Genomic DNA, 17,488 nt, shown 5'->3' with positions numbered 1-17,488 from the left:
CATGAGTCCACACAACCCTTGATGATCACGCGGTGGCCGTTGCCGTTCTCACCCGGCTCCCGGGAAAGATCACGAAGTCGCACTGGAGTACTAGCCTGGGCACGCACCGCCGTTTCCCGATTCACACCAGACGAAGGTCGAGACCACCGTGAACCTGTTCCTGCGCAGAGCGATAGCCGTACCGTTCCTCGCGCTCGCCGTGGCGGGCTGCTCGGCGGGCGGCTCCGGAGCGGCGGCCGGGGCGTCCACGCCCGCCGCAGGCCCCACCACCGCCCCGGCTACCCCGGCTGGCGTGCCCACGCAGGCCCCGACGTCGACACCCACCCCGACGGCAGGCGCGACGGCGGCCGCGGACGGGCCGGCCCGGGTGCTGGAAGCCTGGCTCGCCGATGTCTACCGCGGGGACGTCGACCAGGCGTGGGCACTCACCCAGCTGCCCCCGACCACGGGTGGCGCCTCCCCGCAGCAGGACCCGAAGGCGGCGTTCGCGCGGGTGGTGAACTCCCTGCACCAGAACTTCGTCCAGGCCGTCCACACCCCGGACTTCCAGGTCACCCGCCAGTCGCCGAAGGCCGACGGCCAGAGCGTGGTCACCGACGCGGACGTGACCGTCGACGGGCACACCCTGCGGCAGGCGATCCTGAGCACCAAGCAGGGCTCGGGCCAGGTGCAGCTCGCCCTCACCTTCACCCTCGGCCAGGTCAAGGGCGGCGACTGGCGCCTGGTCAACCTCGGCATGGACGTCGACGCGTCCATCGCGGCCACCGGCACGGCCACGGCCGACGGCTGACCGTCGACAACCGGCCCGCCTCCACGGTCGAAGCGAAGGGCGGCAATTCGGGGCACAGGCTGCCGTTCCGTCCCGCCTCACCGATTCTGTACGGTCTCACCGAAATGCCCGGCGCTCGCCGTGGCGCACTTCCGACGACAGATCCGAGGCTCGGCGCCGGTCACGGCAGGACGGCAGCGCATCTCACCGCCCGGACAACGCCGAGGATCGTCTGCGAGCCGACGATCGCTTCCCTGCTCCAGCGATGACTTGCCGAGCCCGACAGGGTTGTTCATGTGGGTGAGTCGGCGCGCGGGCCCTGGACGGCCGACTGGGCGGGTGCCTCCGTGGTGCGCTGGAGCGGGAGGCCGGCGGGCTGGGGCGGATACCAGGTGTAGGCGGCGGGGTCGAAGGTGCGGAGGGCGCGGCGCAGGCGCCGGGTGGACCACGGCCAGCAGAAGCTGTTCAGCCCCGGGGAGCTGAAGTAGTACCCGTCGTGGTCGGAGGTGTAGACGGTGCTGTTCAGCGCCGTCTGAAGGGCCGTGTTATGGGTTTCCTGGACTTCACGGCGTACGTCCATGGCCGTCTGCCCGCTGTGGCGCAGGTACCTCAGTGCGGCGGTGACGTGCCGTAGTTGGGCTTCGAGAACGCTCGGTACGGCGGTGGTGCCACTGAGGATGTTCGGCCCGAGGAGGAGGAAGAGGTTGGGGTAGCCGCTGACGTGGGTGCCCAGATAGGCGCGCCGCCCCCCGCTCCAGGTGTCCGCCAGGCTCTGGCCGTGAATTCCGTACAGGTGCGGGGCGAGGGGCTGCTCGCCGATGTGGAAGCCGGTGGCCAGGATGATCACGTCCGCGCTGACGCGTCGCCCGTCGGCGCCCACGACATCGCTTCCCTCGACGCGGACTGCCCGGGCGGGGTGCAGGTGCACGTTCGGCTGGCTGACGGCCCGGTAGTAGGTGTCCGAGGCCAGCAGGCGGCGGGCGCCGAGGCGGTGGCTCGGGGTGAGGGCTTGACGCAGCACCGGGTCCGCCACCGAACGACGGAGATGCCGGCGTGCCGCCGCCTCCAGGGGCGGCAGCAGCCTTCGGGGGTGGCGCAGGGCCAGGCCGATGGCGTCCTGGGTGGTGGCGTGGACGGCACGGGCGAGGTGTCGTACGGCGAGGTTGCGCTGCAGCAGGTGGCGTACCCGTGCCGGCAGGGCGATGTCGGGTTTGGGCAGCACCCAGGGCGCGGTGCTCTGGAAGATGTCCACCCGAGCGGCCGTCCGCTGCAGCTCCGGCAGGAACTGCACGGTCGAGGCCGCGTTGCCGACCACCACCACGCGACGCCCGGCCAGCTCGGTGTCGTGCTCCCACCGGGCGGAGTGGAAGACCGGCCCCGGGAAGTGCGTCAGGCCGGGCAGGTCGGGAAAGCGAGGCCGGTTCCACGGGCCGGTGGCCACCACGATCGCGCGCGCGGCGTACGCGCCGGCGGAGGTCTGAAGACACCAGCGGCCGCTCGCCGGATCCCAACGGCCGCCAAGGACTTCCGTGTTGCAACGGATCAGCGGCTCGATGCCGTGGGAGGCCGCGGTGGCCCGGAGGTAGCCGAGGATCTCCGGCTGTGCGGCGAAGACGCGCCGCCACGGCCCGGGCGCGAAGGAGTACTCGTACAGCAGCGAGGGAACGTCGCAGCCGCACCCGGGGTACGTGTTGTCACGCCAGGTACCACCGAGCCGGTCGGACTTCTCCAGCACGACGACATCCTCGAAACCGGACCGGCGCAGGGAAATGGCGGCAGCCACCCCGGACAGGCCGGCCCCGATGACCACCACCTCCACCTGGCGCACACTGCCCGGTGCCGCTTCGTCGGCCAATGCCCTCTCCCCCTGCCGCGAACGATCAAGTGCTGCGAAACGTAGAACGGCCGAGTGGGCCCAAGGTTGCGCAGCCGTCCACGTACGGGTGGTTCTCCTGCGACGCGGCCCGATGGCGAACACCGCCTTCACCGAAGGCGTGTGCGCCGTTGCCGGTGACCAGTCGTGCTGAACGCCGAGATCACCATCGAAGGGAAGCCCGATTTCGCCCTCGCTCAACTGCCGTGCTGCAGACGGCTCTCGATCACATCCGCGGCACGGCGGGCACTACCTGCGTCGCGCACGTGCGCACGCATCGACGCCACCCGCTCGCCGACCGCCTGATCGGCTACGACCGCCATGAGGGTCTCGCGCAGCTTCTCGGCGGAGAGCCCGCCGGCGGGCACCCCCACTCCGAGACCGAGCTCCGCCACGCGGTGGGCGATCGCCGCCTGCTCCACACTCTGCGGGAACGTCACCATCGGAGTGCCGTAGTACCACGCCTCCATCGTGCCGCCCATCCCGCTGTGGGTGATGAACGCCGAAGCTTGCTCCAGCACGGCCAACTGAGCGTCGACTCGTACACCAGGACGTCGGCGCCGCTGGCGGCAACGGTGGACGCGAACTCCGCGGTGGTGGCGTAGATCACCCGGTGACCTCGCGCGACCAGTTCCTCGACCACCGCCAGCGTCGGGTTGACGTGTCCGTGTGCCGGAGTGTTCAACAGGGCGATGTGAGCAGGCATGGTCGCTCCTCGGAGTTCGCGATCGTCGTTCTCGGGCCGAAGTAGGCGCTCAGGCCCGCAGGTTGTGCTTCTTGGTGTGCCGCATCATGAACGTCAGCAGCCCGGCGAGCAGGACCAGGTACTGGACGTTGGTGACCAGCGGCACGTTGTCGATCGGCACGGTGTAGGCGATCAGGACGCGGACGCCCGCGTCCAGCAGCAGTCCGACGCCGAAGACCGCCGTCAGGACCCGCAGGCCGCGACGGAACGCCGGCTCGGTGTCCCAGCGCCGCTCCCACTGCTCGGCACTCTCGGGGCCGGTCTTGGTCAGGGCGATGTTCTTTCCGGCGTGCAGGAAGAACGGACGCCGCATCATCAGGGTGATCAGCAGCCAGAGCCCGATCATGCCGGTGATCCAGCCGTCCTTGGCGAACATCAGCCGGGGATCACCGGTCAGCGCGCCGAGGATGCCTCCGAGGATCAGGGTGCTGACCATGAACAGGGCCACCACGTCGACCCGGCGCTCCTTCTGCATCACGTAGAACGTGCGCAGGGCCGGCAGGACGCCCGATGCCAGCGAGGCCGTCACCACACCGACGTTCTGCTGCCGCAGACCGTAGAAGATCAGCAGCGGCAACCCGGCGTCCAGCAGAAGCCCGGTGATGAGCGCGCCACGGGTCTGACGGCGCCGGTGGGCCGCCTGGACCTGCCCGGGCGAGAGCTGACTGCTCATTCCATCCTCCGTTGTACGGGCAGAGACCTACCCCGCTTGCCACCGCGCAGCGGTACGCTCCCCGGCTGTCTACGACGATAGGAAGGTCGGCTGCCGGAAGGAATCCGGCTAGGCGGGGGACGGAAGGTTGACCTAGGTATACCCCCCCAAGGGGGTCCAGCAGGATGGCCACACCCCCGGGCCGGTGCCATTCTCCCTGGAACAGAGCCAGTTGGGGGTGTGATGAGCCTGTCCGAGCGCATGGTCGCGGAACCTACGATCAGTTGGTGACGACTATCGACCGAGCCAGACGCGGCCTCGCCGCCGTAGGCCGAAGCACCGTCCTGTTCGCCCTGTCCGCGATGAAACTGGGCGCCACCGTGCTGCCCGCCGTCCTCATGCTGCCGAAGTGGGTCAGCGCCGTTGGGCTGACCGTCCTGCTGATCGTCCCCGGCGCTCGGCTTCTGGCGGTCATCACCCGAAAGCTTCTCGCCCGGTGGGACGGCCGGCCGATAGCCTCCCCGTACCAGCCCCTTCCGACGCTGGTGCGCACCGAGAACGGCTGGTACTGGAACGGTTACGACTTCCAGCGCAGTCGGCTGGTGGCCCGCGCCCAGCGTCGGATGCGCTGGACGTTCGTCGACCCGGCCACCTGGCGCGACATCGCCTGGACAGTCGTCGACCCGGTCCTGGCACTGCCGTTGGCCCTTCCCGTCGCGCTCGTGGGCGGAGGCCTGTACGTCACCGCGCTCTCCCTCGCCGGTCGGCCGGTCGGCCTCCACGAACTCCCCCGCCTGCCCGTCCCGGTGGCGGGGGTCGGCGGCCTGGTCCTCATCGCGCTCGGCGTCGCGTGCGCACCCCTGATGAGCGGCGTCTACCAGTCGGTGACCCGGAATTGGCTCGCCCCGTCCTCGCGCACGCTGCTCACCCGCCGGGCCAGCCACCTCTACGCCACCAGGATCGAGCTGCTCACCACCCAGGCCTCGGAACTGCGCCGGATCGAGCGGGATCTGCACGACGGCGCCCAGGCCCGGCTGGTCGCCATAGGGATCGCGGTCAGCACGGCGGAGCTCGCGGTCCCGACCGACCCGGAGCAGGCCCTGAAGCAACTGGCCAAGGCCCGCGAGCTGGCCGGGCTCGCGCTCACCGAACTCCGTGACCTGGTGCACAACATCCACCCGCCGGTCCTCGCCGAACGCGGTCTCGGCGGTGCCATCCAGGCGCTGGCCATCGACGCGCCGATGGCGGTAGAGGTGACCGTGGACCTCGGCGGTCGGCTGGAGGCCGCAGTCGAGTCCGCGGTCTACTTCGCGGTGGCCGAACTGCTCACCAACGTGGCCAAGCACACCCATGCGGAGCGGGCCTCGGTGGAAATCAGCCACCGGGCGGGAACCCTCCAGACCGTCGTCACCGACGACGGCGACGGCGGAGTCGACCCGGCGAACGGATCGGGCCTGCGCGGAATGGAGCGCAGGCTCCAAACCTTCGACGGAGCCCTGCGGGTGGACAGCCCGCCGGGCGGCCCGACCCGGATCACCCTGACCATCCCCTGCGCCGCCCCCGTGACCGCCATCGGCCACGAGCCGGGCGGCGAGCGCGCGACCGCATCATCGGCTTCGGCACCGCGAACGCCTGCGACGGGAAGGACGGCATAGATCTCGGCTGCAGCACCCCCGAGTGCCACTTCACGGTGCACGACGGGAGCTCGATCACCATCGCGGGCCAGAAGCTCTCGGTCGAGGGGATCGACATCAACACCGTGCGGCTCGACTCCCACGGCATCGAGATCAACCTGACCAAGGAGCTGAGCTTCGGCCTCGGCCCCTTCCACCTGCACCTGGAGAAGGTGGAAGGCGGCTCGGCCGGCATCACTGTGGACGGCAAGTCGTATCCGTCCGATGTGCCGACATCACGGCCTTCCGGCAAGGGAGTTGACTCGATCAACCCCACCACGCACGGTGAGCTGCGCTCGCCGTGCTTAGGATGGCCACAAGCCCGTGACCAGTCAGGGCCTCACTCAAGAGCTGGAGTACCGCGTGCGTGTCGTGCTGGCCGAGGATCTGTACCTTCTCAGGGACGGCATGACCCATCTGCTCACGGCACACGGCCTGACGGTCGTCGCGGCCGTGGCCACCGGTACCGAACTGCTGACCGCGCTGGCCGAGGAGCAGCCGGACCTGGCGATCGTCGATGTGCGGCTCCCGCCCACCTTCACCGACGAGGGCCTGCGGGCGGCGCTGACCGCCCGCCGCGAACGCCCCGGCCTGCCGGTCCTGATGCTCTCCCAGCACGTGGAACAGCTGTACGCACGCGAGCTGTTGGAGGACGGCACCGGCGCCATCGGCTACCTGCTCAAGGACCGGGTGTTCAACGCCGGCCAGTTCATGGACGCGCTGCGCACGGTGGTCGGCGGCGGCACCGCGATGGACCCTGAAGTGATCGCCAAACTGCTGGCCAACAAGTCCCGCAAGGACCCGATCGCCACCCTCACCCCGCGCGAGCGGCAGGTGCTGGCCGTGATGGCGGAGGGACGTTCCAACGCGGCCATCGCCCAGTACCTGCAGATCGGGGAAGGAGCCGTCGCCAAGCACACGGCGAGCATCTTCGGCAAGCTCGACCTGGCTCCCTCCGACGACGACAACCGCCGCGTCCTCGCCGTCCTCGCCTACCTCAACAGCTCCAACCGCTGACCTGATTCCGGCCCGCATTCAATCGCCGGCCGTCGACTGGCGGGATCCAGACGACCCCGGCGAACATCCGGCTCCCCTTCCCTGGTTCCGAAGTCGCCAATCACCGGTGGCCGGATTTCCTCGACGTCGCTCCGGTCACATCTGCGGAGAGCGAGATCGTCCCGTGATCTAGCGTCGTTCGTGCGGCGAAAAACCGCCCTTGGGCGGAAAGTAAGAATCGGGTTAGGTTCTCATCAGCCCGGATCGCAAACGAATCGAGCCACCCGGGCAGCGGGGCGGGTGACCGGCGGCCGCCACGGGCGGGCCCGGATCGCTCCACCCATCGGTCACTCGCGCCTGTCGCCATCGGGGGTCAACCGTGTCAGTCGGCAACAACCATCCGTCGGTTCTCGTCGTCGAGGACAACGTCCTGCTGCGCACGGGCCTGCGGGCCCTGCTGTCGGCCGAGCCCGACCTCACCCTCCGCGCCGCCGTCGGCGACGTGGACGAAGCACTCGCCGTCATGGCCGGGCACCCCGTGGACGTCGTGGTGTACGGAGCGGGCGAGTCGGTGGCCGACACCGAGCACGGCGTCGAGCGCCTGCTCAACCGGGGCGCCCGGGTAGTCGTACTGAGCCGACGGGACCACCCCGGCGAGATGGAGACGTACCTCAGCAGCGGTGTGCACGCCTACCTGGCCGAGGACGCGGCCGGGGAGTGCCTCGGCTCGGTGATCCGGGGCCTGACCTCGGACCGGGAGCGGGTCTACATCATGGCCTCGCGCTCCGGCCTCGACTGGATGGCCGGTCAGCGCGGCAGCCGGCTGTCCGGACGCGAGCGGGAGGTCATGGGCCTGGTCGCGAACGGGCTGAGCAACTCGGCCATCGCCGGCCGGCTCTGCATCTCGCCCGGCACCGTCAAGCGCCACCTCCGGAACGTGTTCGTCAAGCTCAACGCCGTCTCCCGGATCGACGCCGTGAACAAGGCCCGGGCCGCTTCCATGCTGGTCCCGGCCGGCCGGGCCTGAGCCCCGCGGACCGGTCCGGCGCGGATCCGTCCGCCGTGGACCGGTCCGGCGTGGACCCCTGCGGGGACGACGGCCCCGGCAGGGAGCGGGGCAGGGCTCGGCCGGGACGGGCCTCAGGCCGAACGGGCCCGCAGGCCCTGCTCCATCGCCCGCGCGGCAAGCGCCGGGAACTCCTGCCGCGTGGGCGACGTGCCGCTGAGCAGGTCGTTGTGCAGCTCGTGCAGCGGCTGGGAGGGGGCGATGCCGAGGTCCTCGTCGAGCCGGCGGTAGAGCGTGCGATAGACGTGCAGGGCTTCGCTCCGCCGCCCGGCGGCGTCCAGGGCGAGCATGAGCTGCTCGTGGTACCACTCGTTCATCGGCTGATGCAGGGTCAACAGTCTCAGCTCGGGGATGAGTTCCCGGTAGCGCCCGAGTTGCCGGTCGGCCAGGATGCGGTGCTCCAGGGCGCGCAGGCGCATCTCCTCCAGGACGGCGACGTGACCGGCGAGCCGAGCGCCCACCGGGATGTCCGCCAGGGCGGTGCCCCGCCACAGGTCCAGCGCCTGCCGCAGCCGCTGGGCGGCCGCCTCGGGGTGGCCGGCGGCCAGCAGCCGGTCCCCCTCGTGGTGCAGCCGCTCGAACACCTGGGCGTCCAGCTCCTCCTCCCCCAGCAGCAGCACGTAACCGGGGGCCTTGGTCAGGATGACCTCGCCGCCCAGCGGACGACAGAGCTTGCGCAGTTGGTAGATGTACGTCTGCGCGGTGGTGACCACCGTGCGGGGCGGACTGCTGCCCCAGATCTCCTCGATGATGAGGCCGAGGTCCACGATCCGGTTCGCGTTCATGAGCAGGATCGCCAGCGTCCAGCGGACCTTCAGCGCGCTCGGGGTGCACGGAATTCCCTTGTCGAGGACTTCCAGCGGGCCCAGGATGTTGAACTTCACCATTCCTCCGATGTCGCTCGGATTTCCCTCAGCCCCAGGTATATCCGGGCTCGCGGACGGGCCTCAAGAGGAGCCCGCACAAGGTGGCAGGCGCGCAATTCCAAAGTGGCACCGACGCACTTCCAGAGCGGTCCGACTCCCTGTCCCGGGGGAAACACCCCCCGCCGACCGACCCCCGCCGATCGGCTGGTCGATCGACAAGTCCTGTTAAGCTGGGGCCGGTTGGCCCCACGGGCCGAGACCAGTCATCCGACACCCGCGAGACAGAGCCACGAGGAGAAGGACGTGCCCCGAAAGATCCGTGTTGCTCCGGTAATCCGTACGAAAACCGCAGAACTAGGGGACACACGTCTTGACAACCGTGAACATCGGAATCCTGGCCCATGTCGACGCCGGTAAGACCAGCCTGACCGAGCGACTGCTGCACACCGCCGGCGTCATCGACCGGGTCGGCAGCGTCGACCGCGGCGACACCCAGACCGACTCGCACGAACTCGAGCGCCAGCGCGGCATCACCATCCGGTCCGCGGTGGTGTCCTTCACCGTGGGCGACGTCAAGGTCAATCTCATCGACACACCCGGCCACCCGGACTTCATCTCCGAGGTGGAGCGGGCCCTCGGCGTGCTCGACGGCGTGGTGCTGGTCATCTCCGCCGTGGAGGGCGTGCAGGCCCAGACCCGGCTGCTGATGCGCACGCTGGTGAAACTGCGCATGCCGGTCATCCTCTTCGTCAACAAGATCGACAGGATGGGCGCGCGCTACCACGACCTCCTGGACGAGATCCGCTCCGAGCTCACCCCGGCCGTCGTCCCCCTGACCCGGGTCGAAGGGCTGGGCACCCCCGGAGCACGGGCGTTCGCCCGGACCGTCGGGGCCGACGACCCCGACTTCGCCGCCGAACTGGCCGACGTCCTGACCGAGCACGGCGACGACTTCCTGGCCCGCTACCTCGAGGACGAGACCTCCCTGACCGCGCGGGACTACACCGCGGAACTCGCCCGCCAGGCGACCCGGGCCCAGCTCTACCCGGTGCTCTTCGGCTCGGCCGTGGCCGGCGCCGGCATCGATGCCCTGGTCGACGGGATCACCAGGCTGTTTCCGGTCAATCACGGCGGCTCCGGGGGCACCCTCCGCGGCACCGTGTTCAAGATCGAGCGCGGGTGGGCCGGCGAGAAGGTCGCCTATGTCCGGTTGCACGGGGGCGAGCTCGGGTCGCGGGAGAAGGTGTCCGTGTTCCGGCGCGATCAGCACGGAGCCGTCACCGAGATTCCCGGCCGCACCACGGTGGTCGAGGTGTTCGACCGGGGCTCGGCCGTCGTCGAGTCGCAGGCCCAGGCCGGGGACATCGCCAAGGTCTGGGGGCTCAAGGGCATCCGGATCGGCGACCGGCTCGGTTCGGCCGAGGGGCTGGACGGGGAGCACCTGTTCGCGCCGCCGAGCCTGGAGACCGTGATCCGGCCTTCCCGGCCCAGCGCGATGCCCGAACTGTACGACGCGCTGCTGCAGTTGGCCGACCAGGACCCGTTCATCAACGTCCGCAAGGATGACGAGGAGCAGGAGATCGCCGTCTCGCTCTACGGTGAGGTGCAGAAGGAGGTCATCGCGGCCACGCTCGCCGACGAGTTCAAGCTGGACGTGGCCTTCGAGGGCACCCGGATCATCTGTGTCGAGCGCCCGATCGGGGTCGGCGAGTCGGTGGAGGAGATCGACTACCGGAGCAAGACCTTCTTCTGGGCCACGATCGGCCTGCGGGTGGAACCCGGGGAGCCGGGCTCAGGGGTCGTGTTCCGCCGCTCGGTGGAGCTCGGCTCACTGCCGCACGCCTTCCACAAGGCCGTCGAGGAGGCCGTGCGGGCCACCCTGCAGCAGGGGCTGAACGGCTGGGAGGTGCTGGACATCCTGGTGACCCTCACCCGTTCCGGGTTCGCCAGCCCGGTGAGCGCGGCGGGCGACTTCCGCAAGCTCACGCCACTCGTGCTGATGAACGCGCTCAAGCAGGCGGGCACGCAGGTGTACGAGCCGGTCAACCGCTTCGAGCTGGAGGTGCCGGGCGAGAACGCCAGCGCCGCCCTGCTGAACCTGGTGGAGTGCGGCGCCACCCCGGAGACCACCCGGGGCCTGGGCAGCAGCTGCCTGGTGGAGGGGACGATCCCGGCCCGCACGGTGCAGGAGTTCGAGCAGCGGCTGCCGGGCCTGAGCCAGGGCCAGGGCGTGCTGGTCACCCGATTCCACAGCTTCCAGCCGGTGGTCGGGGCGGCGCCGAGGCGGCGGCGGACCGACCTCAACCCGGTGGACCGCTCGGAGTACATGCTGCGGGCCTTCGGCCGGATCTGACGGAACGTCGTGAACGCTGAGGACCCGACCACCGTGACGGTGGTCGGGCCCTCAGCCCTCGCGCGCACTCCGTCTTCAGTCGAGCAGTGCCACCGCTCGCGTCCAACCCGCCCCCGCCCCGGCGATCTTTACCGGGAACGCCTGCACAGTGAACCCGGTCGGCGCGGGCAGCGCGCCCAGATTGCTCAAACGCTCGATCTGACAGTATTCCCGCTGCCGGCCCGCGAAATGCGCGGGCCACAGCACGGAACGGTCGCGGGTGCGCCGGAACTCGGCGAGCATGTGCGTGAACGGAGCGTCCAGCCCGAAGGCGTCCGTCCCGATGAGCCGCACGCCGAGGTCGAGCAGAAGGTTCGTCGCCGCCCCGTCCAGGCCCGCGAATCGGGTGAAGTACTCGGGAGTCCCGGCGAATCGTTCGGCACCGGTGCGCAGCAACACGATCTCCCCGGCGCTCGGCCGGTGGTCGATCTCGTCGAAGGCACGCCGCAGCCGGTCCACGCCGATCGTCCCGACCCCGCAGTCGGTGAGGTCCAGCCGGACGCCCGGCCCGATGAACCACTCCAGCGGCAACTCGTCGATGTGGCGCGGCACTCCGTAGGCGGCCCTGCTGCCGTAGTGGGAGGGTGCGTCGACGTGCGTGCCGGTGTGGGTGGTCAGGGTCAGGGTGTCCAGCGAGAGCAGTTCGCCGTCCGGCAGGTCCGCGACGTCGAACTCGAGGCCGTGGTCACGGAGCATGCCCTCGGCCATGTGGCGCGCGCCGTCGGCCGGCGTCAGCACCTCGTGGCGGATGCCGTCCACCTCCCAGGCGTTGGCGTCGATCGTCGAGGAGAGGTCAATGAGGCGCATGCGCGGCTCCTTCCGGCAGCAGGGCGCAGTCCCGCAGGACGTCGAGGTAGCGCTCCGGCCCGCGGTCCCGCGCGGCGAGGTGGCCGTCCGGCCGGATCAGCAGGAACTCCCCCGGTGCCAAGCCGAGTTCGCGGCGCAGCACGCCGCCGGGGTCGGGCAGCTCGCCCGGGGCTCCGGGGTCGGCGACGGTACGGACGGAGACGGCGGAGCCGAGCAGCCGCTCCACCCGGGCGAGCGCCTCCCGGTGCCCGGTGCTCCCGCCCTCGGCCGGGGTGGCGAGCAGGGTCCAGCGGGGGTCGGCGAGTTCGGCGCAGAGCGCGGACCAGCCGGGGTGCCCGGCGGCCGTCCGGGTGTCGCAGCCCACCCGGTCCCCGGGGGAGAGCCGCCCGGCGCGCGAGCCGGCCGGGCGGGTGAGCGGGCTGTCCGGGTAGGCGAGGGCCAGTCCGCAGAAGCCCCGGATCATCCGGCCCTCGACCTTGCGCCGCAGCGGCGTGATCCGGCGCAGCGCCGCGGTGCCCACGGTCAGTAGGGCCGGGGCCAGCGCGGTGCGCAGCGACACCAGGGCGGTGGCCCTGCGGGTGGAGCGCAGCAGCACGGCCCCGATCGGGACGCGCTCGGCGTCGTAGCTGTCCAGGAGGGTGGGCCCGGCGTGGCCGCGGATCACGTCGGCGAGCTTCCAGGCGAGGTTGTAGGCGTCCTGGATGCCACTGTTCATGCCCTGCCCGGAGGCCGGGCTGTGGACGTGGGCGGCGTCCCCGGCGAGGAAGCAGCGGCCCTCGCGCATCCGGGTGATCTGGCGTTGCTGGACGGTGAAGACGGAGAGCCAGGTCGGGGTGCCGACCTGGACGGGGCGCCCGAGCGCCCGGCCGATCTTGTCGGCCAGGCGGCGGCGGACGAGCTCGCGGTCCTCGGCGCCGTCGGTGTCCACCGTGTCCACCACGCGCCACTTGCCGGGCTCGGGGAACGGGACGAGCAGCAGAGTGCCGGGCTCGGTGTGCAGCAGGTGGTTGCTGTCCGGCGGGAGGTCGGCGTCGAGGGTGACGTCGGCGTTAAGCCAGACCTCGGTGGAGTCGCCGATCAGGCGCATCCCGAGCTGCTTGCGCACGGTGCTGCGGCCGCCGTCGGCGCCGACCAGCCAGGGCACCCGGGTCTCCTCGGTGCGCCCGTCGGCGTGGCGGAGGGTGACGAGCACGGAGTCGGGCCCGGGCCGCAGCTCGGTGAGTTCGGCGCCCCATTCCACGGGAACGCCGAGTTCGGCGGTGCGCTCGCGCAGCACCTGCTCGGTGACCACCTGGTCGACCATCAGGCTGAACGGGTAACGGGTCGGCAGGGAGCGGTAGTTGGTGTCGAAGCGGATGAGGGTGCGGCCGCGGCGGTGCATGGTGAAGTGGGTGACCCGCCGGCCGAGCGGCAGCAGCCGGTCGAGGGCGCCCATCTGGTCGAGCACCTCCATGGTCCGGGCGTGCACCGCCAGGGCCCGGCTGCTGGTGGCCGGGCCGGGCGCGGCGTCGACCAGCCGGACGGGAACGCCGCGCCGGGCGAGTTCGTGGGCCGCGGTGAGGCCTACCGGGCCGGCCCCCGCGATCAGGACGGCGGGAACGGGGTCAGCCACGGCGTTCCTCGGCGAAGCGCTTGGCCAGGCCGAGCGTGGCGCGGCTGTTGCCGCCGGCGGCCTCGCGGATGAAGCGGCGGGCGGTGGCGGCGGTGGCGTCCGGGCCGAGGACGGTGGGGACCGCCTGGGGGTTGAGGACGACGGCGTGCCAGGAGGTGACCCGCACTCCGCGGTCGGTCGGCTCGACGGTCCAGCGGCCGGTGTGGGCGGCCATCATGGAGGGGGTGCGCAGCTGCTTGTAGGCGATGCCGGACTCCGGGAAGCAGATCCGGATGGACTCGGTGGTGTGTTCGGAGCCGTCGGCGGTGCGGGTGTCCATGGACATGTGCTGGATGCCGCCGGCCTCCTCGCGCAGGTCGAGGCGGGCGACGTGGGGCAGCCGGGCGGGCCAGGCGGCGGCGTCCCGCAGGAAGTCGTAGACCGCCTCCGGGGCGGCGTCGACCAGCACCGAGTCCTCGAACTCGAACTCGAACTCGGCGAGCCGGTTCCAGCGTTCGGCGAGGTCCTTGATGTCGGCGAGCTCGCTGCGGCTGTTGCGGTCCGTCGCCTCGCTGATCCAGCGCAGGCCCTGCGGGTCGTCGTCGAGCGCGCTGAACTCGTGGGTGAGGGTGAGGGTGGAGCCGCCGTGGCGCTCGGCGACCTGCCACGCCCCCGCCATCGAGGCGACCGGGGCCGAGGAGGCCTCCTGGCGGAAGCGGATCCGGCGCAGGTCGGCGTCCAGGTCGCGGCGGGACGTCCAGTGCTTGACCTCGCCGTTGGCCCGGGCCCAGATCCGCAGGCGCTCGGCGCCCGGCGCGAGCTCCTCGCGCTCGACGTGGAGGGTGGGGGCGAAGCGCCGCGGCCAGGCCTTGGCGTCGGCGATGACGGTGTAGACGACCTCGGCGGGGGCGTCGACGTCGATCGAGTGGGTGGTGTGCTGGATGGTGCTCATGGGTGGGACCGGCCCTTTCCGTCGGCGGGGTGAGTTCGGCGGGGTGCGTGGGGTGCGGCTCAGTAGATGCCGAGGCCGCCGCAGACATTGATCGCCTGCGCGGTGATCGACGCCGCGTCGGGGGTGGTCAGGTAGTCGACCATGCCGGCGACCTCCTCCGCGGTGGAGTAGCGGCCGAGCGGGATCTTCAGCTCGAAGCGCGAGAGCACGTCCTCCTCGGTGGTCTCCCAGGTCGCGGCGTACGCCTGGCGGACCCGCACGGCCATCGGCGTCTCGACGTAGCCGGGGCAGACGGCGTTGACCGTGGTGCCGGTGTGGGCGATCTCCTTGGCCAGCGCCTTGGTGAAGCCGATGACGCCGGCCTTGGAGGCCGAGTAGGGGGCGCCCAGCGGGACGCCCTGCTTGCCGCCGGTGGAGGCGACGGTGATGATCCGCCCGTGCCCGGCCGCCTCCATGCCGCCGGTGGTGAGGACCTCGCGGGTGACGCGGAAGACGCTGGTGAGGTTGGTGTCGATCACGTCCTGCCACAGCTCGTCGGTGATGGTGGACGTGACGCCGCCGCCGTTGCGTCCGGCGTTGTTGACCAGCACGCCGATCGGGCCGAAGCGGTCCACCGCCGCCCGGACGGCCGTGCTCACGTCCTGCGCGGAGCGGACGTCGGCCGCGAGGCCGTCCACCGCCAGGCCCTCGCCGCGCAGGCGGGCGACCGTCTCGGCGACGCCCTGCGCGGTTCGGGCGCAGATGAAGACGCGCAGCCCGCGCCGGGCCAGCCGCTCGGCACTGGCCAGTCCGATGCCGCTGGTCGCCCCGGTCACCAGGGCGACGTCGCCGGTCGTCACGGTGCTCATCGCATCGATCTCCTGTCTCGCTCACGGGTCGCGGGCCCGGGCGGGCCCGCCGGTCCGGGCCCGCCCCCGCGCCCCGTCGGGAACCCGGGGGGACAGGCCCCGGGCCGACCCTGCCCGGACGGCTTCGACTGCGGTTCGAGCGCGTCGCACGCGCCGACCGCTCCAACGGGATTCGAAGCGCGGGTGGGAGCGTCGGCGCTGCCCAACCACCGACGCAACGAGGAGGCCCGGAACATGACCGGTTCGCTCTACGAGGAGGTCCAGCACTTCTACGGGCGGCAGATGCGCCACCTGGACGAGGGCGAGGTCACCGAGTGGGCCGCGACCTTCACCGAGGACGGCGTGTTCGCCGCCAACGCCCGCCCGCACCCGCAAGAGGGCCGCGCGGCGATCGAGCAGGGCGCCCGGGAGGCCGCGCAGCGCCTGGCCGACGCCGGAATCCGGCACCGGCACTGGCTGGGGATGCTGGAGGTCGCCGAGCAGCCGGACGGCCGGGTGCTCGCCAAGACCTACGCGCTGATCGTCGCGACGCCCAAGGGCGGGCCGGCCGCCGTGCACCTGAGCTGCAGCTGTGAGGACCAGCTGGTGCGCGTCGCCGGCGAGTTGAAGGTCCGGCACCGCCAGGTGTACCGGGACGACCTGCCCGCCTGAGAGGAGGCCACCGTGGACCTCCCACGGGACAGTACGACCTTCGGTCCGCCGCTGGACGTGGTGGCGGAGCTGATCGGCGGCCCCCGGATCGACGACCTGGTCCGCCGCGCCGCCGAACTGACGCCACGTCACGTCGCGCTGGTGGCAGGGTCCCTGGTGCTCGACCACGCCGCGCTGGACGCCCGGGTGAGCGACTGTGCCGAGGCGCTGCGCGCCGCGTTCGGCGGTCCCGGCACGGTCATCGCGATCGCCGCCGAGCTGACCGTCGACTTCGCCGTCACCTTCCTGGGCATCTCCCGCTCCGGGAACACCAGCGCCATGTTCAACCCGCTCGTCCCGGACGACACCCTGGTGCACGTCCTCAACTCCTGCGGCGCCCGGGCGGCCGTGCTGTCGCCCCGGATGCACCGCCGGATCCTGGCCCTGCGGGGCCGGCTGCCGCTGCTGCGGCAGCTGGTGGTGACCGCCGACGCCGGCGACGGCACGCCCGTCCTGGACACGCTGGAGCGCACCGCCGTCCCGGCCGGCGAGGTGGTGGAGACCGCCTGCCTGCAGTTCACCAGCGGTACCACCGGCGCGCCGAAGACCGTCCGGCTCAGCCACCGCAACCTGCTGGTGAACGCGGCGCAGTCGGCGCACGCCCACCGGCTGACGGCCGACGCCGTCTCGCTCAACAACCTGCCCTCCTTCCACCTGATGCACCTGAACACCGCGCTCGCGGTCGGCGCGACACACGTGCTCTGCCCGGAGGAGGACCGCGCGGCACTGGTGGGACTGGCCCGCACCTGGCGGGCCTCGCACCTGTACAGCCTGCCGGTGCGGTTGTCCCGGCTCGCCGGGGACGAGCGGCTGCCCGACTTCCGGATCCCCTCGCTACGGGCGGTGCTGTCCGGTGGATCGGCGCTGCCGCCCCGGACGACGACCGTCCTGCAGGAGCACTTCGGGGTGCCGGTCGTCCAGGGCTACGGCCTCGCCGAGACGTCCCCGTCGACGCACTTCGACCTGCCCGAGGGGCCCACCCTCGGCTCCAGCGGGCCCCCGGTCGCCGGGACGGCCTGCCGGATCGTGGACGTGCGCACCGGCGCGGTGCTGCCGGTGGGCGAGCGCGGTGAGATCCAGGTCCGGGGGCCGCAGCTGATGCTGGGCTACCTGGGCGACGGGCCCACCGACGCCGTCGACGCGGACGGCTGGTTCCGCACCGGTGACGTCGGCCGGATCGACGAGGCCGGCCGCCTGTTCGTCGTCGACCGGATCAAGGACGTCTTCAAGTGCGACAACTGGCTGGTGTCGCCGACCGAGATCGAGCGGGTGCTGATGCGGCACCCGGCCGTCGCCGACTGCGTGGTCTTCGACCAGCCCGACGAGCTGAGCGGCGCCGTCGCCGTCGGCCTCGTCGTGCCGCGCGGCGACGGCGTCGACCCGGCCGTCCTGACCGCGTTCGCGAACGCCCGGCTCCCCTACTACGAGCACCTGAAGCAGCTGCGCCTGGTGGAGGGCATCCCACGCTCCGCCACGGGCAAGGTCCAGCGGCGCGAGCTCCGCGACCGGCTGTTCGGCTCCCTCTGACCCGCACCGCCCCACCCGTCCGACCCATCACAGGAGGAACA

General features: G+C 71.5%; 15 protein-coding genes. 7 read left to right on the top strand and 8 right to left on the bottom strand.

Translation table 11 applies throughout. The features are described 5' to 3' along the window. Positions 1-148 precede the first annotated feature (148 nt). The gene (locus tag ACIG5E_RS34695) at positions 149-790 is read left to right on the top strand and encodes a hypothetical protein (RefSeq protein WP_396540418.1); all 642 of its coding nucleotides are present in this window, start codon (positions 149-151) and stop codon (positions 788-790) included. Positions 791-1,061: 271 nt separating this feature from the next. Here ACIG5E_RS34695 and ACIG5E_RS34690 read toward each other — a convergent pair whose 3' ends face one another. The 3 genes from ACIG5E_RS34690 to ACIG5E_RS34680 form a co-directional block, all read right to left on the bottom strand. Continuing rightward, positions 1,062-2,624: a flavin-containing monooxygenase gene (locus tag ACIG5E_RS34690; protein WP_396540416.1), complete on the bottom strand. Its 1,563-nt coding sequence runs from the start codon at positions 2,622-2,624 to the stop codon at positions 1,062-1,064. A gap of 215 nt (positions 2,625-2,839) precedes the next feature. Next, a complete protein-coding gene (locus tag ACIG5E_RS34685) occupies positions 2,840-3,163 on the bottom strand; it encodes a nucleotide disphospho-sugar-binding domain-containing protein (protein WP_396540426.1) in 324 nt (107 codons plus the stop codon). 234 nt (positions 3,164-3,397) lie between these two features. Further along, a complete protein-coding gene (locus ACIG5E_RS34680; RefSeq protein WP_396540414.1) occupies positions 3,398-4,060 on the bottom strand; it encodes a VC0807 family protein in 663 nt (220 codons plus the stop codon). A gap of 266 nt (positions 4,061-4,326) precedes the next feature. Between ACIG5E_RS34680 and ACIG5E_RS34675 the strand changes: the two genes are divergently transcribed. The 3 genes from ACIG5E_RS34675 to ACIG5E_RS34665 all read left to right on the top strand — a co-directional run bounded on the left by ACIG5E_RS34675 (position 4,327) and on the right by ACIG5E_RS34665 (position 7,735). Next, a complete protein-coding gene (locus ACIG5E_RS34675; protein ID WP_396540412.1) occupies positions 4,327-5,694 on the top strand; it encodes a histidine kinase in 1,368 nt (455 codons plus the stop codon). A 381-nt stretch (positions 5,695-6,075) separates the two neighbouring features. Next, a complete protein-coding gene (locus ACIG5E_RS34670; protein ID WP_396540424.1) occupies positions 6,076-6,729 on the top strand; it encodes a response regulator in 654 nt (217 codons plus the stop codon). A 358-nt stretch (positions 6,730-7,087) separates the two neighbouring features. Next, complete coding sequence (locus ACIG5E_RS34665; protein WP_396540410.1) at positions 7,088-7,735, top strand: LuxR C-terminal-related transcriptional regulator; 648 nt, start codon at positions 7,088-7,090, stop codon at positions 7,733-7,735. Positions 7,736-7,848: 113 nt separating this feature from the next. Here ACIG5E_RS34665 and ACIG5E_RS34660 read toward each other — a convergent pair whose 3' ends face one another. After that, positions 7,849-8,658 (bottom strand): BTAD domain-containing putative transcriptional regulator, encoded by an 810-nt coding sequence (locus tag ACIG5E_RS34660; RefSeq protein WP_396540408.1) that lies wholly within the window; start codon positions 8,656-8,658, stop codon positions 7,849-7,851. Between the two features lie 361 nt (positions 8,659-9,019). On the opposite strand from ACIG5E_RS34660, the gene ACIG5E_RS34655 reads away from it, so the two are divergent. Next, a complete protein-coding gene (locus ACIG5E_RS34655; protein ID WP_396540422.1) occupies positions 9,020-10,993 on the top strand; it encodes a GTP-binding protein in 1,974 nt (657 codons plus the stop codon). 75 nt (positions 10,994-11,068) lie between these two features. On the opposite strand, the gene ACIG5E_RS34650 is transcribed toward ACIG5E_RS34655, so the two are convergent. From ACIG5E_RS34650 to ACIG5E_RS34635, 4 genes are read right to left on the bottom strand one after another with little or no spacing between them, the layout of a single operon-like run. Beyond that, entirely contained in the window at positions 11,069-11,839 is a 771-nt protein-coding gene (locus ACIG5E_RS34650; protein WP_396540406.1) for a cyclase family protein, read from the bottom strand. Continuing rightward, positions 11,826-13,451: an FAD-dependent oxidoreductase gene (locus ACIG5E_RS34645; protein ID WP_396540404.1), complete on the bottom strand. Its 1,626-nt coding sequence runs from the start codon at positions 13,449-13,451 to the stop codon at positions 11,826-11,828. The genes ACIG5E_RS34650 and ACIG5E_RS34645 overlap by 14 nt, the downstream gene beginning before the upstream one ends. Continuing rightward, positions 13,444-14,382, bottom strand: a complete 939-nt coding sequence (locus tag ACIG5E_RS34640; protein ID WP_396540402.1) for an aromatase/cyclase — start codon at positions 14,380-14,382, stop codon at positions 13,444-13,446. The genes ACIG5E_RS34645 and ACIG5E_RS34640 overlap by 8 nt, the downstream gene beginning before the upstream one ends. 59 nt (positions 14,383-14,441) lie before the next feature. Next, positions 14,442-15,230 (bottom strand): SDR family NAD(P)-dependent oxidoreductase, encoded by a 789-nt coding sequence (locus tag ACIG5E_RS34635; protein WP_396540400.1) that lies wholly within the window; start codon positions 15,228-15,230, stop codon positions 14,442-14,444. A gap of 234 nt (positions 15,231-15,464) precedes the next feature. Between ACIG5E_RS34635 and ACIG5E_RS34630 the strand changes: the two genes are divergently transcribed. Then, complete coding sequence (locus ACIG5E_RS34630) at positions 15,465-15,881, top strand: nuclear transport factor 2 family protein (RefSeq protein ID WP_396540398.1); 417 nt, start codon at positions 15,465-15,467, stop codon at positions 15,879-15,881. Between the two features lie 12 nt (positions 15,882-15,893). Then, positions 15,894-17,447 (top strand): class I adenylate-forming enzyme family protein, encoded by a 1,554-nt coding sequence (locus ACIG5E_RS34625; RefSeq protein WP_396540396.1) that lies wholly within the window; start codon positions 15,894-15,896, stop codon positions 17,445-17,447. The last annotated feature ends 41 nt before the right edge of the window (positions 17,448-17,488 follow it).

Source organism: Kitasatospora sp. NPDC053057 (assembly GCF_044546945.1).
GTDB lineage: Bacteria > Actinomycetota > Actinomycetes > Streptomycetales > Streptomycetaceae > Kitasatospora.
Note: the sequence above shows the minus strand (reverse complement) of the source record. Positions and strands in the feature narration are given on the sequence as shown.

Excerpts from the sequence above, each read along its gene's own strand:
- ACIG5E_RS34680 (WP_396540414.1), bottom strand. The coding sequence starts at position 4,060 with ATGAGCAGTCAGCTCTCGCCCGGGCAGGTCCAGGCGGCCCACCGGCGC.
- ACIG5E_RS34650 (WP_396540406.1), bottom strand. The coding sequence starts at position 11,839 with ATGCGCCTCATTGACCTCTCCTCGACGATCGACGCCAACGCCTGGGAG.
- ACIG5E_RS34635 (WP_396540400.1), bottom strand. The coding sequence starts at position 15,230 with ATGAGCACCGTGACGACCGGCGACGTCGCCCTGGTGACCGGGGCGACC.
- ACIG5E_RS34640 (WP_396540402.1), bottom strand. The coding sequence starts at position 14,382 with ATGAGCACCATCCAGCACACCACCCACTCGATCGACGTCGACGCCCCC.
- ACIG5E_RS34630 (WP_396540398.1), top strand. The coding sequence starts at position 15,465 with ATGACCGGTTCGCTCTACGAGGAGGTCCAGCACTTCTACGGGCGGCAG.